The following is a 23458-nucleotide window of genomic DNA, read 5'->3' as shown; positions in this document are numbered from 1 at the left end:
TTGTGATGGCTTATATTCGCCATTGAAATGAATGAGCTGAACTTCCGCACCTTGGATCTGAACCTGCTGCGCGTGTTCGACGAAGTGATGGCCGAGCGCAACCTCACGCGCGCGGCGCACAACCTGTCGATGACGCAGCCGGCCGTGAGCAACGCCCTGCGGCGGCTGCGCGAACTCACCGGCGATGATCTGGTGCGGCGGGCGGGCTATGGCGTGGAGCCGACGCCGCTGGCGGCCACGCTCTGGCCCACCGTGCGCGAAGCCTTGCAGCAGTTGCGGGGGGCTTTGGCCCCGGGGGCGTTCGAGCCGGCCACGGCCACGCACCATTTCGTGCTGGCCATGGCGGATGCCACGGCGGCCAAGATCATGCCGGCGCTGGTGCAATGTCTGGACCGCGAAGCGCCGGGCGTGACGTTGCGGGTGCTGCCGCTGACCACGCGCGACCCGCGCGAGCTGCTGGAGCACGGTGGGGTGGATCTGGCGATCGGGCATTTCCCCGGCGTGCTGGCCGAGCTGAGCGCCTCCCACCTGCAGGACCATGTGCCGCGCTTCCAATCGCGCCGCCTGTACGACACGGCGTACGTCGTGGTGATGCGGCAAGGGCATCCCTTGGCCGCCGGCCCCCTGACGCTGGATGCCTACTGCGCGGCCCGGCATCTGCTGGTGAGTTTTTCCGGGCGGCCCTGGGGCTTCGTGGACGAGGCGCTGGCGGCCCAGTCGCGCCGCCGGCGCGTGGTGCTGACGGTCAACCAGTTCTTCACGGCCGGGCAAGTGGTGGCGACGTCCGATTTGTTGACCGTGCTGCCCCACCATTTTCTGGGCATGACTGGCCAGGAGCACGCGCTGGTGCATCGCCCGCTGCCACTGGAGCTGCCCCCGGTGCATGTGGACATGCTGTGGCACCGCCAAAGCCACGGCCAGGCGGCGCAGCGCTGGTTGCGCGACACCGTCTGGCGAGCCGTCGCGCAGGAGGCGGGCGCATGAGAATCCAACTGCTCAGCGACCTGCATCTCGAAGCCAACCCAGGCTTTTGCCCCGTGGTGGCCCCAGGTGCCGACGTGCTGGTGCTCGCGGGCGACATCGGCTCCTACCAGCGCCGCCCCGACGGCGCCCAGATGGCGGAGCCAGACTGGGGCTTGCAGCGGTTTTCACCGTTGCCCCAGTATGCCGGGTGGCCCACCCCGGTGCTGTTCTGCCCGGGCAACCATGAGTACGACGGACTGGACTTCGACGACGCCCACCGCCGCTTGCGTGCCACCTGTGAGCGACTGGGGATTGTGTGGCTGGAGCGCGCGACGCACGTGCTGGCGGGGGTGCGCTTCATCGGCACGACCTTGTGGAGCGACTTCGACGCCTTGGCCCAGGTGCCCCATGCCGGGCGCGGCCTGCCGGCCGAGCCGCAGGCACGCGCCGTGAAACTGCGTGAACGCGCGTTTCGCGCCGCCAATTTCCACCTCACGCGCATGCAGACCCAGCGCCATGGCCGGCTGTTCGATGCCCAGGCGGTGCGCGAAGAAGCCCTGGCTGCGCAGGACTGGCTGCGAACGGCGCTGGAGCAGCCCCATCCCGGCCCGACGGTGGTGGTCACGCACTTCGCCCCGAGTCTGCGCAGCCAGGATCCGCGCTATGGCATCAACCCGGGCACGGCCGGCTTTTGCAACGCCCTCGACGACTGGCTGGCGCTGGCCGACGTCTGGCTGCATGGCCACCTGCATTGCCGCCAGGACTACCGTCTGCACGGCTGTCGCGTGGTGGCCAATCCGCTGGGCTATGCCGACAAGGCCGAGCAGGAGGGGTTCGATCCGGTGTGTGTGGTGGAGGTGGACGATCGCGCAGTCTTGGGGTGCGCCTGACCTTCAGCCAAGCACGGGGTTTCGGGCGCGCGTCACAGCGGCGCGAGCGCCTGGGCCGCCCCTTGGCGCAATGCGCGGCTGAGGCCGTCGAGCACGTCGGAGGCCAGATTCCAGCAATGCCAGTACAGCGGCACCCGGTAATCGTGATCGGGCGCCACGTCCAGCAACTGCCCGCTCTGCAGCAAGGACGCTACCAGCGGACGGGGCACGGCCGTCACGCCCCAGCCGGCCAGCGCGGCACGCACCTGCCCTTCGGAAGAGGGCACATAGACCTGCTTGAGCGAGGCGCGCGGCAGCCCAAACGCCTGGCAGACAAAGTCGCGTTGCAAATCGTCTTTGCGGTTGAACGCGATGAAAGGCACGCGATGAAAGTTGTAAGGGGTCAGCCGCCCTTGCAGCGCCTCGGCAGCAAAGGCCGGCGAGGCCACGGCGGCGTAGGGCATCGCGCCCAGCGGCTCCAGCCGGCAGCCGCGCAGCGCCTGCCCCAGTGAGGTCACGCACCCCATCACCTGGCCTTCGCGCAGCCACTCGTGGGTGAAATCCTGGTCGTCGTGGATGATCTCGATGGCCAGGCCTTCCTGAATCAGAGGGGTGAGGGCCGGCAGGGCCCAGGTGGCGATGCTGTCGGCGTTGATGGCCACGGCGATGCGGTCCTCGTCGCGTTGGCCACGGGCCGCGTTGGGCGCCAGTTCGCGCAAATCGCGCTCCAGGTCGGCGCGCAGCAGCCGCATCATCTTCGTGTGCTTGAGCAAGAGCTGACCTGCCGCCGTGGCCTTGAGCGGGCGGCTGCGCACCACCAGCACCGTGCCGACCTGGGCTTCCAGGGCCCGCAGGCGCTGCGACACGGCCGACTGGGTGATCGACAGCCGCTGGGCCGCCCGCTCGAAGCCGCCTTCCTCGACGATCGCGGCCAGGCATTCGAGCGCATCCGGGTCGAAAGTGCTCATCGCGCCTCCAAATCAGTTTGGCTTATTGAATCGCCGTAAGTTTAATCCGACTTCACAACTATTGACGGATTTCGCATACTGCGGTTTTCTTGCGGGTAGACAACAAGGGGACACGGTATGCGCGTCATCGTTCTGGGGGCCGGCATCATCGGCACGAGCACGGCCTGGCATCTGATGCGGCGCGGCCACGAGGTCACGCTCGTCGATCGCCAGCCCGAAGCGGCGCTGGAGACGAGCTACGCCAATGCGGCGCAGATTTCGGTGAGCTACTGCGAGCCCTGGGCCAACCGCGAAGCGCCCTGGAAGGCGTTGAAGTGGATGTTTGACCGCGAAGCCCCGCTGTTGTGGCGGCCTCAGCTCGATGCCACCCAGTGGGTCTGGCTGCTGCGCTTCCTGGCCGAATGCAACGACCGCGCCTTCGAGCGCAATCTGGCGCAGATCGTGGCCCTGGGCCGCTACAGCCACGAAACCCTCAAAGCGATGGTGGCCGAGACCGGCATCGAATACCACCGTTCGCAGCGTGGCATCGCGCACTACTACATGGATCAGAAAGCCTTCGAGGAGGCGGGGCAGGCGGCCGAGCTGATGGCGCGTCATGGGGTGCAGCGCCGTGTGGTCGATCGCCAAGAGCTGCTGCGCATCGAGCCGGCGCTGCAGGCCTGCGCCAGCCGGATCGTCGGCGGCACCTACACCCAGACCGACGAGCATGGCGACGCCCGCGTGTTCACCCAGAAACTGGCGGCGCTGTGTCGCCAGCAGGGGGTCAATCTGCTGTTTTCACACCAGATCGAGCAACTCGCCGTCGAAGGCGGGGCCATCCGGCGTGTGGTCATCAAACACGCGCAGACCGGGATCACCAAGGTCCTGGAGGCCGATGCCGTGGTCGTGGCGTGCGGTTCCTACACCGCGCCGCTGTTGCGCACCGTCGGGGTGCGCGTGCCCATCTACCCGGGCAAGGGCTACAGCGCCACGTTGCCCGTGCTCGACGCGGCCCGCACGCCGCAGGTCAGCCTGCTGGACGACGGCCGTAAAATGGCGATTTCTCGTCTCGGTGACCGTTTGCGGGTGGCCGGCACGATCGAGCTTGGAGGGTTCGATCTGTCGCTGGACACCCCGCTGGCACAGGCCCGCTGCCGCATGCTGGTGCGCCGCATCGAGGAGGTGTTTCCCGGCGCGGTGGACACGCGCCTGCCCGAGCAGGGGGGCGACCCCCAGTTCTGGTGCGGGTTGCGCCCGGCCACGCCGACGAACATCCCCCTCATCGGCCGCACCCGGATTGCCGGTTTGTGGATCAATGCCGGACACGGTACGCTGGGCTGGACGCACGGGGCCGGATCGGGCCGTGCCCTGGCCGAGCTGATCAGCGGCGAGCGCCCCGCCATCGCGATGCGTTTTGCCGGTGAATCCGAGACGGAGTACCAGCGGTTCGCCGGCTCGCTCTCGCCACGCGCGATGGCCTGAAGGTGGCCTTTTTCCGTCCGCCACAAGCGGATAACGACAACATCCGTACGAGGAGACCCCCGTGAGTACGTCCATGACGCTGGACGAGCGCATCAGCTCGGCCATCCAACCGGCTTCCGATTTCGTTGCCGGCCTCATCTTTTACTCCGTGCCCGTGGCCGGCACGGCCTTCCCCCTCATCGTCGGCTGGCTCATCATCGCCGCCATCGTCTTCACGTTCTACTTCCGCTTCATCCAGATCCGCGGGTTCAAGCACGCCATCGACATCGTGCGCGGGCGCTATGCCGACCCCAAGCACCCGGGTGAAGTCACGCCCTTTCAGGCGTTGACGGCGGCCGTCTCCGGCACCGTGGGGCTGGGCAACATCGCCGGCGTGGCCGTGGCGGTGGCCATCGGCGGCGCTGGCGCCACGTTCTGGATGATCCTGGCCGGCCTGCTGGGCATGGCCTCCAAGTTCACCGAGGTGACGCTCGGCGTGAAGTACCGCGACATCCGCAAAGCCGATGGCGTGGTGGCCGGCGGGCCGATGCGCTACCTCTCCAAGGGCCTGGCCGAGCAGGGGCGGGCGCGGCTGGGCAAGTTTCTGGCGGTGTTTTTTGCCATCTGCTGTATCGGCGGCTCGATAGGCGGGGGCAACATGTTCCAGGCCAATCAGAGCTTCCAGCAGGTGGTCAACGTGACCGGTGGCGCCAGCAGCCCGCTGGCGGGCCAGGGGTGGTTGTTCGGTCTGATCATGGCGGTCATCGTGGGCCTGGTCATTATCGGCGGCATCAAGTCGATTGCGGCTGTCACGGCCAAGCTGGTACCGGGCATGGCGCTGCTGTACCTGGGTGCCGGCATGGTGGTGCTGATCGTCAACGCCGACCAGATCCTGTGGGCGTTTGGCCAGATCATCGGCGGCGCGTTTTCGGCCGAGGGTGTGGCCGGTGGCGTGGTTGGGGCGTTGATCCAGGGCTTCAGGCGCGCGACCTTCTCCAACGAGGCCGGCATCGGCTCGGCCGCCATCGCCCATTCCGCCGTGCGCACCGATCAGCCGGTCTCGCAGGGCTTCGCTGCGCTGCTGGAGCCGTTCATCGACACGGTGGTCATCTGCACCATGACGGCGCTGGTCATCATCATCACCGGTCACGTGACGGCCAGTGGCGTGACCGAACTTGCCGGTGAAGCCCGCGGTGTGGCGCTGACCTCTGCCGCCTTTGCCAGCACGATTTCCTGGTTCCCCTATGTGCTGGCGGTGTGCGTGGTGCTGTTTGCTTTCTCGACCATGATCACCTGGTCGTACTATGGCCTGCAGGCCTGGACCTATCTGTTTGGCGACAGCAAGGCGGCCGATCTGTCGTACAAGCTGCTGTTCCTGGCCTTCGTGGTCATCGGCTCGACCATGGCGCTGGGCCCGGTCATCGACTTCTCGGATTCGATGATCTTCGCCATGGCGATTGCCAACATCATCGGCCTGTACTTCCTCATGCCGGTGGTCAAGCGAGAGCTGGAGCAGTACTGGGAAGGCATTCAAAGCGGTCGCATCACCCGCTTCCGCTGATCGGTGACGGCCCCTATGGGGGTATTGATGGCCGGCCTCGAATGGGCGACAATAACCATTTTTCGAGGCCGGTTATTGTTTTTTGGGGGCGCGCACGACGTCCAAGGCCTTCGATCCATCCAACGATACTTCTCAGGGGACCGAATTGGCCAAGCGACTGCTCATCGTTGACGACAGCCGCGTCTCGCGCATGATCATCAAGGGCAAGGTAGCCTCGCTGCAACTCGACTGGGAAGTGCTCGAAGCCGCCTCCGGGGACGAGGCGGTGCAGCGCGCCCTCGAGCTGCGGCCGGATTTCATCACCATGGACGTGAACATGCCCGGCATGAGTGGTTTTGACGCCGCCGAGCGCCTGCAGGCCCTCTTGCCGCAGGCACGCATCGCGATGTTGACGGCCAACATCCAGGAAAGCAGCCGCGAGCGGGCCCAGACGCTGGGCGTCAAGTTCATCCAGAAGCCCGTGACCGAAGCCGCCATCCAGCAGGCGGTGGACTATTTCCGGGCCAGCGCATGAAGCTCTCCCCCCTCGAACTGGACGCTCTGACCGAGCTGTTCAACATGGGCGTGGGCCAGGCGGCCGACGCGTTGAGCCAGCTCGCTGGCGAGCCGGTGCTGCTGAGCATTCCCGAGGTGCGTCTGTTGCCCAAGGCCGAGGTGATCCGCCAGCTCGCCCGTGGCGACGACAAGCGCGTCAGCGCCGTGCGCCAAGGGTTTCACGGCGACATCGTCACCGATGCCATTCTCATGTTCCCGGCCGAGCAGAGCTTGCAACTCGTGCAGATCATGGTGGGTGAGCAGGTGCCGCTGGAGCATCTGGGCGAAATGGAGCAGGAGGCGTTGGCCGAAATTGGCAACATCTTGCTCAATTCGGTGGTGGCCAGCGTGGCCGACAGCCTGGGCCTGGCGCTGGACGGCTCATTGCCGGAGGTCGAACTCGGCGTGGTGTCGGACGTGCTGCTGGCCGAGCAGGACGTGGACGAGCCGCTGCTGAGCCTGCAGGTGCGCTTCGACATCGCCACGCGCAGCATTCACGGCTACCTGGCGTTCCTGCTGGACATGCGTTCCACCGGCATGCTGGAGGAGCGGGTCGCGGACTTCATCCGGCGTCTGCCAGGAGGCGGGGCGTGAGCCAGGTGGGAGGGGGGGCGCCACCGTGGCTGGCGTGGGCGCTGGCCAGCGTGCAGGCGGGCTTGCTGGTGCTCGATGACGATCTGGTCATCGTCTTTGCCAATCCGTGGCTGTTGCGGCGTGCGCGCCTCGGCGCCGATGCGGTGGTGGGTCGCCCGTTGTTTGACGTGTTTCCCGCTTTGCGAGGCGGGCATTTCGAGCGGCGCTTGCACAGCGTGCGCCAGGATGGCTTTCCCGCGCTGCTTTCCGAGACGCTGCACCCGACCGCGTTGCCCCTGTATCCGCTGACGGGGGACCCCTCGCCCGAGCGTCAGCTCAAGCAAAGCATCCAGATCGTGCCGACGGGCGCGGAGCCAGCGCGTGAACTGGGCGGGCGCTATCTGCTCATCCAGGTCTGGGACGTCACGCCGGCGGTGGCCCGCGAGCGGCTGCTCAAGCAGCAGGCCGAACGCATGCACGCCATGGCGCACATCGATGCCTTGACCGACATCGGCAACCGGCGCCATTTCGACGCGATGTTCGAGCGCGAATGGCGCCATGCGCAGCGTACCCAGGAAAGTCTGGGGCTGGTCTTGTTCGACGTGGACCATTTCAAAGCCTACAACGATACCTATGGCCATTTGCAGGGTGACGAATGCCTGCGACTGGTGGCCGGCGTCGTGGAGGCGCAGGCCCAGCGGCCGCGCGATGTGGTGTGCCGTTACGGTGGGGAAGAAATCGCCATGCTGTTGCCCGGCACCGATCTGGCCGGGGCATTGCAACTGGCGCACCGCGTGGTGGCGCAGGTGCGGGCACACGGCCTGCCGCATACGGGCAGCCCGCTGGGGGTGGTGACCGTCAGTGCCGGGGTGGCGTGCGAGCGGCCGGTGCCGGGGCTGTCGCCCGATACCCTCATCCTGCTGGCCGACCGGGCCTTGTATCAGGCCAAGCGCCAGGGGCGTGACCGGGTTTCCGTGCTCGAATACCAGCCGGCGCCCGCGCCCTGAGCAGGGGTTTGGACCCTGGGTGAGCCCGGGGCGCTGATCGAACAGGCACAATCGTTTCCATGCTTCCCCCCACCGCCGAGACTTTCCGGGCCGCCCTGGGCCGCTTCGCCACCGGCGTGACCATCGTCACCGCCCGGGCCGAAGACGGGGCGCTGGTGGGGCTGACGGCCAACTCCTTCAATTCGGTGTCTCTGTCGCCACCGCTGGTGCTGTGGAGCCTGTCGAGCGGTTCCAGCGCCTTGCCGGTGTTCCGCGGCAGGACGCATTACGCGATCAACGTGCTCAGCGCGCAGCAGCGGGAGCTGGCGCTGCGCTTTGCCGCCCGCGGCGTGGACCGCTGGGCCGGCGTGGCGTACACCGAGGGGGCCGCCGGCGCGCCGTTGCTCGAAGGCGCGATCGCCACCTTCGAGTGCTTCAACCGCAGCCGCTATGAGGAGGGGGATCACGTGATTTTCGTGGGTCAGGTCGAGCGCTGCCAGCACCGCAGCGAGTTGCGTCCTCTGCTTTATCACGGCGGCCGTTTTTACACGGAGCATCCGCTGTGAGCGGGCCCGCGGCCCGCAAGGACCATCTCGATCGCCTGGCCATCACGCTGCTGCTGGCCTGTTGCGCGTTTTGGGGGTTTCAGCAGATTCTCATCAAATCCACGGTGGATGAGGTGCCACCGCTGTGGCAAGCCAGCTTGCGTTTCGTGGGGGCCACGGCCCTGCTGTGGCTGTGGTGTCGGTGGCGCGGGGTGTCGCTGTTCCAGCGCGACGGCACGCTCCTGGCGGGCTTGTTGGCCGGGTTGCTGTTTGCCGGCGAATTTGCCTGCATTTACATCGGGCTGCAGTACACCACCGCGTCGCGCTTGACGGTGTTCCTCTACACCTCGCCGTTCGTGGTGGCCTTGCTGTTGCCCCGCTTCGTGCCGGGGGAGCGCTTGCGCACCGTGCAGTGGGTGGGCTTGGGCATGGCCTTCGCCTCGGTGGCGCTGGCCTTTGGCGAGGGGTTTGCCCGCTCGACCCCGACCCAACTCATGGGCGATGCCATCGCGCTGGCCGCAGGCATTTTGTGGGGGCTGACCACGCTCGTCATCCGCACCACCGCGCTGGCACAGGCCAGCGCCGAAAAAACGCTGTTCTATCAGGTCGCCGTCACGGCCGTGGCCGCGCCGCTGTTGTCGCTGGCCTTGGGCGAGACCTGGCGGCTGGACTATTCGGCCCTGGCTTGGGGATCGATCGGGTTGCAGACGGTGGTTGGCGCTTTTGCCAGCTATCTGGTCTGGATGTGGCTGTTGCGGCATTACCCGGCCACCCGCATGTCGTCGTTCGTGTTCCTCACACCGGTGTTTGCGCTGCTGTTCGGGGTGGGCCTGCTGGGCGAGCCGTTGACGCTGGCCTTGCTGCTGGCCTTGGGGGGCGTGGCCGCCGGCATCGTGCTGGTGAACCGGCGCTGAGTGGCCGGCCGCGGGGCTCAGCACGGTCCGAGGGCGGGTGCCAGGCGGGCTTGGGCAAAGGCCACGTAGGCGTCCAGGCAGCCTGGGTTGGCCATGGCATCCCGGTTCACCACTTTGTCCAGCGGCTGACCGAGCAGCAGCTTTTTGATGGGCAATTCCTGCTTCTTGCCGCTCAAGGTGCGAGGAATCTCGGCCATGGGCACGATCTCGTCGGGCACGAAGCGCGGCGACAGCGCGGTGCGGATGGCCCCGGCGATGCGCTCGCGCAAGGCGTCGTCCAGCGTCATGCCCGGGCGCAGCACCACGAACAGCGGCATGTAGCTTTCACGGCCCAGGTACTCCAGGTCCACCACCAGGCTGTCGAGCACCTCGGGCAGGGCTTCCACCGCTGCGTAGATCTCGCTCGTGCCCATGCGCAGGCCGTGGCGGTTGATGGTGGCGTCGGAGCGGCCATAGATGACGCAGCCGCCGTCGGTGCCGATCTTGAGCCAGTCGCCATGTCGCCAGACGCCGGGGTACATGTCGAAGTAGCTGGAGAGGTAGCGCTGCTGGCCCGGGTCGTTCCAGAAGTACAGGGGCATGGAGGGGATGGGCTGCGTGCAGACCAGTTCGCCCACTTCGCCGATCAGCGGCTGGCCGTCCTCGCCCCAGGCCTCGACCGCGCAGCCGAGCTGGCGGCATTGCATCTGGCCCGGCACTTGTGGTAGTTCGCGGTGGCCGCCGATGAAGGCGCCGCAAAAGTCGGTGCCGCCCGAGATGTTGGCCCACCAGATGTCCGGAGTGCCCAGGGCGGCGAACTGGGCGCTGCCCCAGCGCTGCACGTCCTCGGCCAGCGGCGAGCCGGTGCTGCCCAGGGCGCGGATGCGCGTGAGGTCGAAGCCGTCGGCCTGCAGGGCGGGCAGGTTCACGCCGGCCTTCATGCAGTTGGCGTAGTAGGCGGCCCCGGCGCCGAAGAAGGTGACTCGGTGCCGCGCCGCGAAGCGCCAGAGCACGTGCCAGTCCGGGTGTTCCTTGCTGCCGCCGGGGTGGCCGTCGTACAGAACGATGGTGGTGCCGCCGGCCAGTCCGGCCACCTGGGCGTTCCACATCACCCAGCCGGTGGAGCTGTACCAGTGGAAGCGTTCGCCCCAGCTGTTGGGGGCATAGCTGGGGCCGATGTCGTTGTGCAGCACCTTCATGGCCAGCATGGTCAGCAGGATGCCACCATGGCCGTGCACGATGGGCTTGGGCAGACCGGTGGTGCCGCTCGAATACACGATCCACAGCGGGTGCTCGAAGGGCAGCCATTCGGGCTCCAAGGCGGCCGTGGCGGCATTGTCGCGGTCGGTCAGGGCGTCGAAATCGGCGGCGCCGGCAACCCGCTCGGCCGCATAAGGGGTACGTAGAGTGATGAGGTGCTGCACGCTGGGCAGGCCGGCGTGCAGCTCGGCCACGACGGCGGAGCGGTCCAGTGGCTTGCCGCCGTAGTGCACGCCATCGGCGCCGATCAGCACCTTGGGCTCGATCTGGCGGAAGCGGTCGAGCACCGCCGCCGTGCCCATGTCGGGGGCGCAGAGGCTCCAGATGGCGCCAATGCTGGCGCAGGCCAGAAAGGACACGACCGTCTCCGGCACGTTGGGCAGGTAGGCCGCCACCCGATCGCCCCGTTGCACGCCCATGGCCTTGAGCGCCAGCGCCAGCGAAGCGACCTGTCGCCGCAGTTCGGGCCAGCTCAACACCCGCACCCGGCCGCGTTCGTCCTCGCCAACGATGGCCGGATGCCCGGCGGCGTGGGCCGGTGCGGCGTGGCGGAACACCTGGCGCGCGTAGTTCGCCTGCGCACCCGGGAACCAGCGCACATGTGGCATGGGGCCGCCTTCGAGCACGGCCCGGTAGGGCGTGGGCGAGTGCAGGCCGAAGTAGTCCCAGATGCTCTGCCAGAAAGCCTGCAGGTCTGTGGTGGACCAGCGCCATAGCGCGTCGTAATGGTCGAAACGCAGGCCGCGCTGCTCGCGCAGCCAGTCTTGGTACAGGCGGATCTGGGGAATGTAGGGCGGGGTGGTCGTCATCGCGGTCGTCTCCTCGGCCTCCATTATTCGCCGGGCTGGCAGGTCGCGCCATCACCGGCGCGTCCCTGCAGGCACGAAACTTGCCATTCGGGCACAATCGCGCCATTTCATATCGAGGAGTGAGGTTTCCCATGTTCCAATGGACGGAGAAAAGCCCGGCGGCCCTGCAGGCTGGCGGCGTCATCGGCCCCGACGAGCGCCTGCCTTGGGGGCAGACCACGGTGATGGGCGTGCAACACCTGATCGCCATGTTCGGGGCCACGGTGTTGGCGCCGCTGCTCATGGGGTTCGACCCCAACGTGGCGGTGCTGATGAGCGGCATCGGCACGCTCATCTTCTTCCTGATGACGGGCGGCAAGGTGCCGAGCTACCTGGGCTCCAGCTTTGCCTTCATCGGCGTGGTGATCGCGGCCAGCGGTTACACGGGGCCCGGGGCCAACCCCAACATCGCGGTGGCGCTGGGGGGCATCGTGGCCTGTGGCCTGCTGTATTTCGTCATCGGCGCCATCGTGCATGTGGCTGGCACGGGTTGGATCGAGCGCTTCATGCCGCCGGTGGTCACCGGCTCGGTGGTGGCGGTGATCGGCCTGCATCTGGCCTACATCCCCATCAAGAACATGTCGCCCACGGCCTTCGATGCCTGGATGCAGGCCATCACCTTCGTGAGCGTGGCGCTGGTGGCGGTGTTCACCCGGGGCATGGTGCAGCGCCTGCTCATCCTCATGGGCCTGATCGTGGCCAGTCTCATCTACGCCGTGTTGACCAACGGCCTGGGCCTGGGCCAGCCGATCGACTTGAGCGGTGTCGCGAATGCCGCCTGGATCGGCGTGCCCAACTTCAGCGCCCCGGTGTTCGAGGCCAACGCCATGCTGCTGATCGCGCCGGTGGCCATCATCCTGGTGGCGGAGAACCTGGGCCACATCAAGGCCGTGACCGCCATGACCGGCAAGAACCTGGACGTGTACATGGGCCGGGCCTTCATGGGCGACGGGGTGGCCACCATGGTGGCCGGCGGCGTGGGCGGCACGGGCGTGACCACCTATGCCGAGAACATCGGCGTCATGGCCGCGACCAAGATCTATTCCACCGCCATCTTCGTCATCGCGGCGCTGATGGCCATCCTGCTCGGCTTCAGCCCCAAGTTCGGCGCGGTGATCCAGGCCATCCCGCTGGCCGTGATGGGGGGCGTCTCGATCGTGGTGTTCGGCCTGATCGCCATTGCCGGCGCCAAGATCTGGGTCGATAACCAGGTGGATTTTTCCGACAACAAGAACCTGCTGGTGGCCGCCATCACGCTGGTGCTGGGCACCGGGGATTTCACCCTGAAGTTCGGTGGTTTCGAGCTGGGCGGCATCGGGACGGCGACCTTCGGTGCCATCTTGCTGCACGCGCTGCTCAGCCGCGGCCGCTGAAGGGCTATGGCTTGGCGGCAGGCCGTGCTTGGGCGTACACTGGGGTTTTAGGAGTCGTGCCGTGGATGCCCTGTCGATTGCCCAGTCCGGAATGCAAGCCGCGCAGTTGCGCCTCGATGCGGCGGCCAACAACGTGGCCAATGCCCAGACCGAAGGCTTCCGGCGCGACGAAGTGCGCCAGCAGGCGCAGGCCAGCGGCGGCGTGATGGCCCAGGTGGACAAGCGCCCCGCCCCGGGCGCCGATCTGCCAAGGGATCTGGTCGAGCAAAAAATGGCCACCTATGGCTTTCAGGCCAACCTGCAGGTGGTGCGGGCCGCGGATCAAACGCTGGGCCGGCTGCTGGACACGCGCGCCTGAGCCCACCGCGCTCCCAGGGCCCACAAAAACGCCAGCACGAAGGCTGGCGCATGTAAAGGCATCTCTGGGGACGCTGGATCGATGGTTTTGGTGTTGGGGGTTGTCTCCTCGGTCCTCTCGCCAACGATGCAGGCAGTAATGCCCATACAGCGAGTGGTTGTATTCTAGGAAAGCGCCTGATCGGCGAACATAGGGAGTTACCCGGGGCCAGGCTCAGGCGCCGGCCAAGATCCATCGCGCGGCTTTTTCGGCCATCATGAGCGTGGGGCTGTTGGTGTTGCCGCTGGTGATGATGGGCATGGCCCCCGCGTCCACCACCCGCAGGCCCTGTATCCGCCCTGACGGCCCGCCGGCCGGATCGCGCACGCGGAAATGGCTGTCGAGCACGGCCTGCGGATCGCCGTCGCGGCCCATGGCGGTGGTGCCCACCGGATGAAAAATGGTGGTGGCGATGTCGCCCGCCAGCCGGGTGAGTTCTTCGTCGCTCTGGTACTGCGGGCCTGGCTTGTATTCCTCTGGCTGGTAGCGGGCCAGTGCCGGCTGGGCCACGATGCGCCGCGTCAGACGCAGGCTGTCGGCGGCCACCTGCCGGTCCTCGGGCGTGGAGAGGTAGTGGGGGGCGATGGCCGGCGCGGCGGTGAAGTGGGGGCTGCGGATGCGCACCGTGCCCCGGCTGGTGGGGTTGAGGTTGCACACGCTCGCGGTGAAAGCCGCAAAGGGGTGCAGGGGTTCGCCGAAGGCGTCGAGACTGAGCGGCTGCACGTGGTATTCCACGTTGGGCCATGTGTAGGCCGGTGAGCTGCGGGTGAAGGCGCCCAACTGGCTCGGGGCCATGCTCATGGGGCCGGTGCGGCGCAGCAGGTATTCCAGCCCAATGCGGGCCTTGCCCCACCAGCTGTTGGCCAGGGTGTTGAGCGTTGGCACGCCCTGCACCTTGAACACGGCACGGATCTGCAGGTGGTCTTGCAGGTTGGCCCCTACGCCCGGTAAGTCGGCCAGCACCGCGATGCCATGTGGTTGCAGCCACGCGCCTGGGCCGATGCCCGAGAGCTGAAGAATCTGTGGCGAATTCACCGCTCCGGCGCTGAGGATCAGCTCGCGTCGGGCCTGCACGCGCAGCGCCTCACCGGCTCGGACCAGTTCGGCGCCGTGGCAGCGCAGGGCCCCGTCGAAGCCGCGCTCCAGCCACAGACGCTTGACCTGAGCGCCCGTCCAGACCACCAGGTTGGGGCGGTGGCGCACCGGCCGCAAGAAGGCCTTGGAGGCGTTCCAGCGCCAGCCCGCCCGCTGGTTGACTTCGAAATAGCCCACGCCCTCATTGTTGCCGCGGTTGAAATCGTCGGTGGCGACAATGCCGGCCTGCTGGGCGGCCTGGGCAAAGGCGTCGAGGATGTCCCAACGCAGACGCTGTTTTTCCACGCGCCATTCACCGCTGCTGCCCAAGCTGCCGTGGCCATGCAGGGTGGCCAGCAGTGGGTCGCTCAGGCCGGCCTGCTGGGCATCGAGCCGCCAGTGGTCCTCGTGCGCCATGAAGTCGGGCAGGCAGTGGGCCCAGCGCCAGGCGTCGTCGCCGGTGATCTCGGCCCACTGGTCGTAATCGCGGCTTTGCCCCCGCATGTAGATCATGCCGTTGATGCTGCTGCACCCGCCCAACGTCTTGCCGCGAGGGTAGCGCAGGCGGCGGCCGTTGAGCCCGGCGTCGGGCTCGGTCTGGTAGAGCCAGTCGGTGCGCGGGTTGCCGATGCAGTACAGGTAGCCGACCGGGATGTGGATCCAGGGATAGTTGTCAGGTCCGCCGGCTTCGAGCAGCAGCACCCGGTGCGCCGGGTTGGCGCTGAGGCGGTTGGCCAGCAGGCAGCCTGCGGTGCCGGCCCCCACGACGATGTAGTCAAAGGCCAGGTCGCTCATCTCGGGTCCAGGTACTGCGTGTCGTCGTCGGGCAGGGCAAAGTCGCCCCGGCGCCAGGCTTGGCGCACCGCCTCGGCCTGGGCCAGCCGCCGTTCGGGCACCAGCACCCGCACCTGGATGGCGCTGGCCAGCAGGGTGTGGGTTTGTACCGTCTGGTCGTCCGTCACCATGGCCGGTATGCCACTGGCTTGCAGGCAGCCTTGCAACAGGTACGCCTCGGTGGGGCTGAAGAAGCTTTCCAGCGTCTGCCAGTCGCCTTCATCCGGGTCGTAGGGGCTGTTGTCGGGCATGGGGCGCGTGGGCAGGGTTATTGGGCGGTGGGCATGACGAACTCGGCGCCCTTGGCGATGCTTTCGGGCCAGCGCTGCATCACGCTCTTTTGCTTGGTGTAGAAGCGTACACCTTCTTCGCCATAGGCGTGCATGTCGCCGAACAGGCTGCGCTTCCAGCCGCCGAAGCCGTGCCAGGCCATGGGCACGGGAATGGGCACGTTGATGCCCACCATGCCCACCTGGATGCGGCGGGCGAATTCGCGCGCCACGTTGCCGTCGCGGGTGAAGCAACTGGTGCCGTTGCCGAATTCGTGCTCGTTGATGAGCCGCACCGCCGTGGCCAAGTCGGGCACGCGCACACAGCTCAGCACCGGGCCGAAGATCTCTTCTTGGTAGATCTTCATCTCGGGCGTGACGTGATCGAACAGCGTGCCTCCGAGCCAGAAACCGCCTTCACACCCGGCCCCGGCCCGGGCGCCGTCAAAGCCGCGGCCGTCTACCAGCAGTTGGGCGCCTTCCTTCACCCCGGCCTCGATATAGCCGCTGATGCGCTGGCGCGCCGCCTCGGTGACGATGGGCCCCATTTCGGCGGCCCGGTTCATGCCGTCGAGCACCTTGAGCGATTTTGTGCGTTCCACCAGCGCGGGCATGATCCGGTCGGCCACGTCGCCCACCAGCACCGCCACGCTGATGGCCATGCAGCGCTCGCCGGCCGAGCCGTAGGCCGAGCCGATGAGCGCATCGACCACCTGTTGCACGTCCGCGTCAGGCATGACCACCATGTGGTTCTTGGCGCCACCGAGCGCCTGCACGCGCTTGCCGTGGTGGGCGCCGGTCTCGTAGATGTAGTTGGCAATGGGCGTGGAGCCCACGAAGCTCACCGCCTTCACGTCCGGGTGGTCGAGCAGCGCGTCCACCGCTTCCTTGTCGCCCTGCACCACGTTGAACACCCCGTCGGGCAGACCGGCCTGCTTGAGCAGCTCGGCGATGAACAGGCTGGGCGATGGGTCAATGGGGCTGGGCTTGAGCACAAAGGTGTTGCCACACGCCATGGCCACCGGGAACATCCACATCGGCACCATCACGGGGAAATTGAAGGGTGTGATGCCGGCGACCACGCCCAGCGGCTGGCGCATCGTCCAGTTGTCGATGCCGGTGGACACCTGCTCGGTGTAGTCGCCCTTGAGCAACTGTGGAATGCCGCAAGCGAACTCGACGATCTCGATGCCGCGCGTGACCTCGCCCTGCGCGTCGGTGAACACCTTGCCATGTTCGGCGGTGATCATCCGTGCCAGGTAGTCGCGGTGTTGGTTGAGCAGCTCCAGGAACTTGAACATCACGCGCGCGCGCCGCAGCGGCGGGGTGTCGGCCCAGGCGGGGAAAGCGGCCTGCGCGGCGGCCACGGCGGCGCCCACCTCGGCGCGGCTCGCCAAGGCCACACGGCCGGTGACGGCGCCGGTGGCGGGGTTGAAGACGTCTTGCGCGCGGCCGCTGGTGCCGGCACAGATCTGGCCCTGGATGTAGTGGCCGATGGAGGAGGTGCTGCTCATGGTGCGTGGGGACAGGGAAATTCGAAGAATCCGGGATGGATTATGTCCCTGCAAGCTTGTAGGATGGGTACCAATCTGCCCCCATGAGCATGGCATCACCTTCGCCCACCGCCACCGATGATCCTCCCCTCAGTGGCGCCCCTGAGGGGGATGGCGCGCCAACGGGCCGCGCTAGGCGTCCAGCGCCTGCCGGATGTCGCGCAGGAAGTCCGCGGCTGCGCCAGCCACGGCGTCTCGGGGCTGGTTTTCGATGATTTGGATCAGCCGCGTGCCGATGACCACCGCATCGGCGCTGCGACCCACGGCGCAGGCGCTGGCCGCATCGCGAATGCCGAAGCCCACGCCCACCGGCACCTTCACGTGGACGCGGATGCGTGGCAGCATGGCTTCGACCGCTGCCGTGTCCAGGTGGCCGGCGCCGGTCACGCCCTTGAGCGAGACGTAGTACACATACCCGCTGGCGATGCGTCCGACCTGGGCCATGCGGGCCTCGGTGCTGGTGGGGGCGAGCAAGAAAATCAAGTCCAGCCCCTGGGCCTTGAGCGCGGCCGCAAAGGCTTCGCATTCTTCGGGCGGATAGTCCACGATCAGCACGCCATCGACCCCGGCAGCGGCCGCATCCCGCGCAAAGCGCTGGGCGCCGTGTTTGATCTCGTAGCGTTCGACCGGGTTGGCATAGCCCATCAGCACCACGGGGGTGTCGGCGTCTTGCTGGCGGAATTGGCGGACCATCTCCAGCACTTGGCTCATGCCGATGCCGTGGGCCAAGGCGCGTTCACCGGCCCGCTGGATCACGGGGCCGTCGGCCATGGGATCGGAAAACGGCACGCCCAGCTCGATGATGTCGGCGCCGGCCTGCACCATGGCATGCATCAGCGCGGGCGTGACGTCTGGGTAGGGAAAGCCTGCGGTGACGTAGGGGATGAGCGCCTTGCGGCCCTGGGCCTGGAGGCGGCGGAAGGTGGATGCGATGCGGCTCATGGCACAGACCTCGGATCAGCGCAGACTCGCCAACGCCACGTCGCCCTTGACCGACTGGCCACGGCAGCTGGGGCGGCAATAGAAATCGGCCTGGGACAGGTCGGCCACGGTGCCGATGTCCTTGTCCCCCCGTCCCGACAGGTTGACCAGCAGCGACTGGTCGGGGCGCATGGTGGGGGCCAGCCGCATGGCATACGCCACGGCGTGGCTGGACTCCAACGCGGGGATGATGCCTTCGGTGCGGCACAGGCGGTGGAAGGCCGCGAGCGCCTCGGCGTCGGTCACGCCCACGTACTCGGCGCGCCCGCTGTCTTTGAGCCAGGCATGCTCTGGCCCCACACCCGGGTAGTCCAGCCCGGCGCTGATGCTGTGGGTCTCGGTGATCTGGCCGTCGTCGTTTTGCAGAATGTAGGTGCGGTTGCCGTGCAGCACGCCAGGCTGCCCCTTTTGCAGCGATGCCGAGTGCTTGCCGCTGTCCAGCCCTTCGCCGGCGGCCTCCACCCCGATGAGGCGCACCCCTTCGAGCGGGATGTAGGGATAGAAAATGCCCATGGCGTTGCTGCCGCCGCCGACACAGGCGATCACCGCATCGGGCTGGGCTTCGACCCCGTTGCCCGGCAGCCCCAGCTCGGCCAGCATCTCGGGCATCTGGCGCAGGCATTCTTCGCCGATGACGCTTTGGAAGTCGCGCACCATCATCGGGTACGGGTGTGGGCCGGCGACGGTGCCGATGATGTAGAACGTGTTTTCCACATTCGTCACCCAGTCGCGCATGGCCTCGTTGAGCGCATCTTTGAGGGTGCGGCTGCCGCTTTCCACCGGCACCACGGTCGCGCCCAGCAGCTTCATGCGATAGACATTGGGGCTTTGGCGCTTGACATCTTCGGCCCCCATGTAGACCACGCACTCCAGCCCGTAGCGGGCGCAGATGGTGGCCGTGGCCACGCCGTGCTGACCGGCCCCAGTCTCGGCGATGATGCGCGGCTTGCCCATGCGCTGGGCCAGCATGGCCTGACCGATGACGTTGTTGATTTTGTGGGCCCCGGTGTGGTTGAGATCCTCGCGCTTGAGAAAGATCTGGGCCCCACCGAGCTCGTGGCTGAGCCGTTGGGCGTGATAGATGGGCGATGGCCGTCCGACGAAGTGCGCCAGCTCGTGGCGGAATTCGCGCTGGAAGGCCAGGTCGTGCTGATAGCGTGCGTAGGCTTGGCGCAGCTGCTCGATGGCGTGGGTCAGCGTCTCGCTGATGAAGCTGCCGCCGTAGGGGCCAAAGTGGCCGCTGGCATCGGGTTGGTCGTAAGTGAGCATGGTGGTGCGGATCGTGAAGTCGGGCAAACCAGCCCGCTGAGGGCCGGACGGATCGGGTGGCGCGGCCGCGGGGCCGGTCATTTCGGTAGGGCTATGCCTGAGGGCAGTCGGCCTGCCGCACGGCGGCGATGAAACGGTCGATCAGCCCAGCGTCTTTCAGGCCTTTGGCCTGTTCCACGCCAGAACTGACGTCAACCCCCCAGGGGCGCACGAGCCGGACGCCATCGGTCACATTTTCGGGTGTGAGTCCACCAGACAAAACGAGCCGATCGCCGGCGTTGAGTAGTGGATCTGACCAATCGAACGCCTTCCAATCGAACGACACGCCGCCACCGCCATAGCCCTGCACATGGGCGTCGAGCAAGATGGCCTGGGCGCTCGCATACTGTCGCACGTATTCTAGGAGATCGAAGCCCGCTGCACCAGCGCCCGTGGGCACGCGGGCAGCCCGGATGTAGGGGCGGCCGTGTGCTGCGCATTCGGCGGGGCTTTCGTCGCCATGAAATTGCAGCAAGGCCTGGGGCACGGCCCGCAAGCCGGCTTGCACGTCCTCGGGCGTGGCGTTGACGAACAGCAGCACCGGCGTCACGAAAGGCGGTAGCAGTCGCGCCAGTTCGGCGGCACGCATGGGGGTCACGGCCCGCGGGCTGGCCGGATAGAGCACGAAGCCAATGGCGTCGGCCCCGGCGCGCACGGCGTGGCGCACATCGGCCTCGCGGGTCAGGCCGCAAATTTTGATGCGGGTGCGGCGAAGGGGAAACGGGGCGCAAGCGGTCATGCAGCCATTATGACGGGCTTGGCCGGATGTCATCAGGGGAGCCAGTCGAAGCCCGGGGTGGTGTCTGGCAGGCCCCACCGGGCTTCGTACACCGGGCCCAGGAAATACAGTCCATCGGGGGCGAAGGTGGGCGCAGCGGTTTCGCGGCTGCGGGCGTCGCGCACCTCGGCCATCCAGTCCGGCGACCGCAGCCCTTGCCCCACGGCCACCAGGCAACCCATGATGTTGCGGATCATGTGGTGCAGGAAGGCATTGGCCTCGAAATCGAAACGCCAGTAGGCACCACGGCGCCGAATGTCCAGCCGGCGCAGGTGCTTGATGGGCGACAGCGCCTGGCACTGCGCGGCCCGGAAGGAAGAAAAGTCGTGCTCGCCGATCAGATGGGCGGCCGCGGCGCGCATGGCCGCTTCATCCAACGGGCGAAACACCCAACCCACCCGGCCGGTTTCGAAGCTGGGCCGCACGGGCGATTCGAGCAGCACATAGGCGTAGCGCCGCGCCACGGCGCTGGCACGCGCATGGAAGGCTTCGGGCACTGGACTGGCCCATTGCACCGCGATATCGGGGGGCAGGTAGCGGTTGGTGCCCCGCACCCACGAATTCATGGCGCGGTTGAGGGTGGTGTCGAAATGCACCACTTGCCCCAGCCCATGCACGCCGGCATCGGTGCGGCCTGCGCACAGGGTGGCGATGTGTGGCACGTCGGCAAACTGGGCCAATGCCGCTTCCAGCCGGTCTTGCACGGTTTGGCCGCCGGGCTGGCTTTGCCAGCCCTGGTAGGCGCCGCCGTGATAGCTGATGCCGAGCGCGATCCTCACGACGCCATCCGTTCGCGGGGCCGACGGCTCAGCCCAGCTGCGCGAGGAAGGCGCGTGCGCGTGCTTTCATCTCACCGCTGGCTTCGGCTTCCACCTCTTCGGCCAGCGAGCGCGCGCCTTCGGTGTCGCCAATGGCCTGGAATTCACGTGCCAGCGAGAGCTTGGTTTCCAGCGGGTCGCTGTCGCCCAGGGTTTCGTCGAGCTCGAAACCGGCCATCGGGTCCTCGTTGGTTTCGGTGGCCGTGGCGGGTGTAGCGGGCATGGGCTCGTCGCGGGGCGGCTCGGTGGGGGTCTCCAGATCCAGGTCCAGGTCCAGCGACAGGTCCTTGACCTCGGGGGGCAATTCGGGTGTGCTGGCTGGGGCTGCGGCGGGCGTGCTTTCGAGCTCGCTGAGGTCCAGGTCGAACCCGTCGGCCGTGTCGCTGGTCGCTGGGCTGGCGGGCGGCGGCTCGGCGGTTTCGGGCCCCAGTTCTTTCGTCAGGTCGAAATCGAAATCTGTGCTGGCTGCCGGTGCTGCGGGAGCGGCCGGCGCAGGCGTGTCGCTCAGGTCGAAATCCAACCCGGTCTGTTCGGTGGCGGCGTCGGCCTTGAGCAGCGCCTCCAGGTCGTCGTCGGCGGACGCCGGGGCGGCCGCCGAGGCCGGCTCAGGTTGGTCAAAGCTCAGGTCGATGTCGGGCGGCACGCTCGACGGTGCTTCGGCCGCAGGCGCCGCGTCGGGGCTGCCCTTGAGGTACAGCGGGTTGTCCGGGTCGATGCGCAGGCCGGCCTCGCGGGCCTGTTGCCAGTCCTCGCCCGAGCCGCCCGTGAGCGCGTGCACTTCGGCGGCCTGGGCATTGAAGGCGGCCACGTCGTTGCGCTGGGCATAGATGTCCAACAGCTTGAGGCGGGCGGGCAGATGCTCTGGATGCAGGCGGACGGCTTCCAGCAGAATTTCCTCGGCCTGCCGGTCGCGGCCGTAGGCCAGATACACATCGGCCTCGGCCACCGGGTCCACGTCGCCGCCGGCATCGAGCTGGCTGGGCGAATACATCATCGAGGAGACCGGGGCGTCCTCGCGCGTGTCCACCGTTTGCCCTTCGGCGGCCATGTATTCCGAGGGACTGTCGCCAGAGGCGGCCAGGGCGGCTTCCTGGCGCTGCCGGCGGATGCGCATCAGGGCCAGCAGGCCCAGCAAGGCCACCAGACCACCACCAGCGGGCAGGGCATACGGGTGGGCGAGCAGGCTCTGCATGAAGCCGCCGACCGCTGGTGCCGGCGTTTCCACGGGCGGCGGAGGCGGGGGGGGTGCCGGTGGCGTGGGCGTGGTGGTTTCGACGGCCGGGCCCGGCGGTGTGGGCTCGGCCTGGGCAGCCGCCTCCGCGGCTTCCGGGGCCGGCGTGGCAGCGGTGGTGTCTGCCGTCACGCTGCGGGCGGCTTCCTGCAATTGCTGGAGTTCCTGCAGGTTGCGGTCGAGCTCGCCCGTGCGCGCTTGCGTGGCTTCCTGTTGCCGTGCCTGCGCGATTTGCTCGGCCTGAGGGTCGGTGGACGGACCTTTGGACAGGGTGAGTCGATCCTGCGCCGTGGCGGCGGGGCGCTGGTCAGCCACCTCGGCCTGCACCGTGCCTTCGGCGCTGCGGGTGGCGCTGGGGGTGGCTTGTGCCGGGGCCATGCCGGCCAGGCGGCGCCGGAATTCGTTGAAATCGCGGCTTTGGGCCTGCACCAGTTGGCGTGCTTCAGCGGGGTTGACGGCAGCCGCTTCGCTGGCGTCGGGCAGCTGCAGAATGACTCCGGCCTTGAGCCGGTTGACGTTGTTCCCCATGAAGGCATGGGGGTTGGCCCGCAGCATCGCGATCAGCATTTGATCCAGCGAGACGCCGGCCGGCAGATGGGCCAAGGCGATGCGACCGGCGGTGTCGCCTCGCTGCACCGTGAGCGCTGCGCTGGGGGCGGACGCGGGTGGTGACACTGGCGCAGGGCGTGGGGCGAGCGCTGGAGCAGGGGCCGCACTCGGGGCGGGTGTGGAGGGGCGGGCCGCAGGGGCTGGGGCGGGCACCGGCGCGGCAGGCCGCACTTCTGTGACCACGGGCGCGGTCGGGGCGGCGGGCAGCAACGGCGCCGGGGCCGGACGAAGGTTGGGCGGGTCGAACAGCAGCGTGTAGCCCCGCAACAACTGGCCGTTGTTCCAGGTGGCCTGGACCACCACGTCCAGGAACGGTTCGGTCACCACCCGGTCGCTGCTTAGGCGCACCACGGTGCGTCCGTCTGGGCGCTGCACCAATTCCAGGCGCACGTCCTGCAGCAAGGCATTGAAATCCATATTGGCCGCCCGGAAGCGGTCCGGCGACGCGATGCCGATTTGCAACGAAGCCCGCTCCTCTGGGGTGATGCTGGGCACGTCGATTTCGGCGCGCAGCGGTTCGCCGAGCAACGACTGGACGCTGATGCGCCCCAGGGCCAGTGCCCAAGCATTGCCGGCCGTCACCGCGGCAGACAGGGCCACCGCCAGGGCCACGGCCCGCAACCCGCGCCGTGGGGGCGGGCTGTCGGCAGCGCGTGGGCTGGTCGATCGGGTCGCCCCGGGGTGATTGCTCGTCGATCGTTGCACGGAAACCTCTACCAATTCAAGCGAGAAATCACCTTAACATCAAGCGGTTACGGTGACAAGCTCAGAAGCCGCTTGAGTCCCTGCGGCG

General features: G+C 67.6%; 21 protein-coding genes. 11 read left to right on the top strand and 10 right to left on the bottom strand.

Going from position 1 to position 23458, the window contains the following annotated elements; translation table 11 throughout:
• Positions 1-27: 27 nt before the first annotated feature.
• Both DFR43_RS08960 and DFR43_RS08955 read left to right on the top strand, forming a co-directional pair.
• Positions 28-984 carry a LysR family transcriptional regulator gene (locus DFR43_RS08960; protein ID WP_133597816.1) on the top strand — a complete coding sequence of 319 codons (957 nt, stop codon included), beginning with the start codon at positions 28-30 and terminating at the stop codon, positions 982-984.
• Positions 981-1853: a metallophosphoesterase gene (locus DFR43_RS08955; protein WP_133597814.1), complete on the top strand. Its 873-nt coding sequence runs from the start codon at positions 981-983 to the stop codon at positions 1851-1853. The genes DFR43_RS08960 and DFR43_RS08955 overlap by 4 nt, the downstream gene beginning before the upstream one ends.
• A gap of 32 nt (positions 1854-1885) precedes the next feature.
• Here the strand turns inward: DFR43_RS08955 and DFR43_RS08950 are convergent, their stop codons facing one another.
• Positions 1886-2800, bottom strand: coding sequence for a LysR family transcriptional regulator ArgP (locus tag DFR43_RS08950; RefSeq protein ID WP_133597812.1), 915 nt, complete (start codon positions 2798-2800; stop codon positions 1886-1888).
• 117 nt (positions 2801-2917) lie between these two features.
• On the opposite strand from DFR43_RS08950, the gene DFR43_RS08945 reads away from it, so the two are divergent.
• The 7 genes from DFR43_RS08945 (at position 2918) to DFR43_RS08915 (ending at position 9353) form a co-directional block, all read left to right on the top strand.
• The gene (locus DFR43_RS08945; protein ID WP_133597810.1) at positions 2918-4261 is read left to right on the top strand and encodes a D-amino acid dehydrogenase; all 1344 of its coding nucleotides are present in this window, start codon (positions 2918-2920) and stop codon (positions 4259-4261) included.
• A 61-nt stretch (positions 4262-4322) separates the two neighbouring features.
• Positions 4323-5801: an alanine/glycine:cation symporter family protein gene (locus DFR43_RS08940; RefSeq protein WP_245988884.1), complete on the top strand. Its 1479-nt coding sequence runs from the start codon at positions 4323-4325 to the stop codon at positions 5799-5801.
• Between the two features lie 145 nt (positions 5802-5946).
• Positions 5947-6315 (top strand): response regulator transcription factor, encoded by a 369-nt coding sequence (locus DFR43_RS08935; RefSeq protein WP_245988883.1) that lies wholly within the window; start codon positions 5947-5949, stop codon positions 6313-6315.
• Positions 6312-6929: a chemotaxis protein CheC gene (locus tag DFR43_RS08930; protein ID WP_133597808.1), complete on the top strand. Its 618-nt coding sequence runs from the start codon at positions 6312-6314 to the stop codon at positions 6927-6929. Before DFR43_RS08935 ends, DFR43_RS08930 begins: the two co-directional genes overlap by 4 nt.
• Complete coding sequence (locus tag DFR43_RS08925) at positions 6926-7915, top strand: GGDEF domain-containing protein (protein ID WP_133597806.1); 990 nt, start codon at positions 6926-6928, stop codon at positions 7913-7915. The genes DFR43_RS08930 and DFR43_RS08925 overlap by 4 nt, the downstream gene beginning before the upstream one ends.
• Before the next feature lie 59 nt (positions 7916-7974).
• Positions 7975-8460: a flavin reductase family protein gene (locus DFR43_RS08920; RefSeq protein WP_133597804.1), complete on the top strand. Its 486-nt coding sequence runs from the start codon at positions 7975-7977 to the stop codon at positions 8458-8460.
• A complete protein-coding gene (locus tag DFR43_RS08915; protein WP_133597802.1) occupies positions 8457-9353 on the top strand; it encodes a DMT family transporter in 897 nt (298 codons plus the stop codon). Before DFR43_RS08920 ends, DFR43_RS08915 begins: the two co-directional genes overlap by 4 nt.
• 17 nt (positions 9354-9370) lie before the next feature.
• Here DFR43_RS08915 and DFR43_RS08910 read toward each other — a convergent pair whose 3' ends face one another.
• Positions 9371-11401: an acetoacetate--CoA ligase gene (locus DFR43_RS08910; protein ID WP_133597800.1), complete on the bottom strand. Its 2031-nt coding sequence runs from the start codon at positions 11399-11401 to the stop codon at positions 9371-9373.
• Between the two features lie 131 nt (positions 11402-11532).
• Here DFR43_RS08910 and DFR43_RS08905 point away from each other — a divergent pair, with 131 nt between their 5' ends.
• Together DFR43_RS08905 and DFR43_RS08900 are read left to right on the top strand one after the other, a co-directional pair.
• A complete protein-coding gene (locus tag DFR43_RS08905) occupies positions 11533-12813 on the top strand; it encodes a solute carrier family 23 protein (RefSeq protein ID WP_133597798.1) in 1281 nt (426 codons plus the stop codon).
• Positions 12814-12874: 61 nt separating this feature from the next.
• On the top strand, positions 12875-13171 hold the full coding sequence (locus DFR43_RS08900; protein ID WP_281276437.1) for a flagellar basal body protein: 297 nt from the start codon (positions 12875-12877) through the stop codon (positions 13169-13171).
• 213 nt (positions 13172-13384) lie between these two features.
• Here the strand turns inward: DFR43_RS08900 and DFR43_RS08895 are convergent, their stop codons facing one another.
• From DFR43_RS08895 to DFR43_RS08860, 8 genes are all read right to left on the bottom strand, one after another.
• A complete protein-coding gene (locus tag DFR43_RS08895) occupies positions 13385-15079 on the bottom strand; it encodes a GMC family oxidoreductase (RefSeq protein ID WP_133597796.1) in 1695 nt (564 codons plus the stop codon).
• On the bottom strand, positions 15076-15369 hold the full coding sequence (locus tag DFR43_RS08890; RefSeq protein WP_133597794.1) for a putative signal transducing protein: 294 nt from the start codon (positions 15367-15369) through the stop codon (positions 15076-15078). Before DFR43_RS08890 ends, DFR43_RS08895 begins: the two co-directional genes overlap by 4 nt.
• 17 nt (positions 15370-15386) lie before the next feature.
• The gene (locus DFR43_RS08885; protein WP_133597792.1) at positions 15387-16901 is read right to left on the bottom strand and encodes a CoA-acylating methylmalonate-semialdehyde dehydrogenase; all 1515 of its coding nucleotides are present in this window, start codon (positions 16899-16901) and stop codon (positions 15387-15389) included.
• A gap of 171 nt (positions 16902-17072) precedes the next feature.
• Complete coding sequence (trpA, locus tag DFR43_RS08880; RefSeq protein ID WP_133597790.1) at positions 17073-17882, bottom strand: tryptophan synthase subunit alpha; 810 nt, start codon at positions 17880-17882, stop codon at positions 17073-17075.
• Positions 17883-17897: 15 nt separating this feature from the next.
• Entirely contained in the window at positions 17898-19190 is a 1293-nt protein-coding gene (gene trpB, locus DFR43_RS08875; protein ID WP_133597872.1) for a tryptophan synthase subunit beta, read from the bottom strand.
• A gap of 91 nt (positions 19191-19281) precedes the next feature.
• A complete protein-coding gene (locus tag DFR43_RS08870; RefSeq protein ID WP_133597788.1) occupies positions 19282-19968 on the bottom strand; it encodes a phosphoribosylanthranilate isomerase in 687 nt (228 codons plus the stop codon).
• Between the two features lie 32 nt (positions 19969-20000).
• Positions 20001-20786 (bottom strand): tRNA pseudouridine(38-40) synthase TruA, encoded by a 786-nt coding sequence (truA, locus tag DFR43_RS08865; protein WP_133597786.1) that lies wholly within the window; start codon positions 20784-20786, stop codon positions 20001-20003.
• A gap of 28 nt (positions 20787-20814) precedes the next feature.
• The gene (locus tag DFR43_RS08860) at positions 20815-23370 is read right to left on the bottom strand and encodes a FimV/HubP family polar landmark protein (RefSeq protein WP_245988882.1); all 2556 of its coding nucleotides are present in this window, start codon (positions 23368-23370) and stop codon (positions 20815-20817) included.
• Positions 23371-23458 lie beyond the last annotated feature (88 nt).

The sequence above is a fragment of the Tepidicella xavieri genome (assembly GCF_004363315.1).
In the GTDB taxonomy this organism is placed as follows: domain Bacteria; phylum Pseudomonadota; class Gammaproteobacteria; order Burkholderiales; family Burkholderiaceae_C; genus Tepidicella; species Tepidicella xavieri.
The sequence above is the reverse complement of the archived record's forward strand: the minus strand, read 5'-3'. Positions and strand labels throughout refer to the sequence as shown.

Excerpts from the sequence above, each read along its gene's own strand:
- DFR43_RS08960 (WP_133597816.1), top strand. The coding sequence starts at position 28 with ATGAATGAGCTGAACTTCCGCACCTTGGATCTGAACCTGCTGCGCGTG.
- DFR43_RS08955 (WP_133597814.1), top strand. The coding sequence starts at position 981 with ATGAGAATCCAACTGCTCAGCGACCTGCATCTCGAAGCCAACCCAGGC.
- DFR43_RS08950 (WP_133597812.1), bottom strand. The coding sequence starts at position 2,800 with ATGAGCACTTTCGACCCGGATGCGCTCGAATGCCTGGCCGCGATCGTC.
- DFR43_RS08945 (WP_133597810.1), top strand. The coding sequence starts at position 2,918 with ATGCGCGTCATCGTTCTGGGGGCCGGCATCATCGGCACGAGCACGGCC.
- DFR43_RS08930 (WP_133597808.1), top strand. The coding sequence starts at position 6,312 with ATGAAGCTCTCCCCCCTCGAACTGGACGCTCTGACCGAGCTGTTCAAC.
- DFR43_RS08920 (WP_133597804.1), top strand. The coding sequence starts at position 7,975 with ATGCTTCCCCCCACCGCCGAGACTTTCCGGGCCGCCCTGGGCCGCTTC.
- DFR43_RS08910 (WP_133597800.1), bottom strand. The coding sequence starts at position 11,401 with ATGACGACCACCCCGCCCTACATTCCCCAGATCCGCCTGTACCAAGAC.
- DFR43_RS08905 (WP_133597798.1), top strand. The coding sequence starts at position 11,533 with ATGTTCCAATGGACGGAGAAAAGCCCGGCGGCCCTGCAGGCTGGCGGC.
- DFR43_RS08895 (WP_133597796.1), bottom strand. The coding sequence starts at position 15,079 with ATGAGCGACCTGGCCTTTGACTACATCGTCGTGGGGGCCGGCACCGCA.
- DFR43_RS08890 (WP_133597794.1), bottom strand. The coding sequence starts at position 15,369 with ATGCCCGACAACAGCCCCTACGACCCGGATGAAGGCGACTGGCAGACG.
- DFR43_RS08885 (WP_133597792.1), bottom strand. The coding sequence starts at position 16,901 with ATGAGCAGCACCTCCTCCATCGGCCACTACATCCAGGGCCAGATCTGT.
- trpA (WP_133597790.1), bottom strand. The coding sequence starts at position 17,882 with ATGAGCCGCATCGCATCCACCTTCCGCCGCCTCCAGGCCCAGGGCCGC.
- trpB (WP_133597872.1), bottom strand. The coding sequence starts at position 19,190 with ATGCTCACTTACGACCAACCCGATGCCAGCGGCCACTTTGGCCCCTAC.
- DFR43_RS08870 (WP_133597788.1), bottom strand. The coding sequence starts at position 19,968 with ATGACCGCTTGCGCCCCGTTTCCCCTTCGCCGCACCCGCATCAAAATT.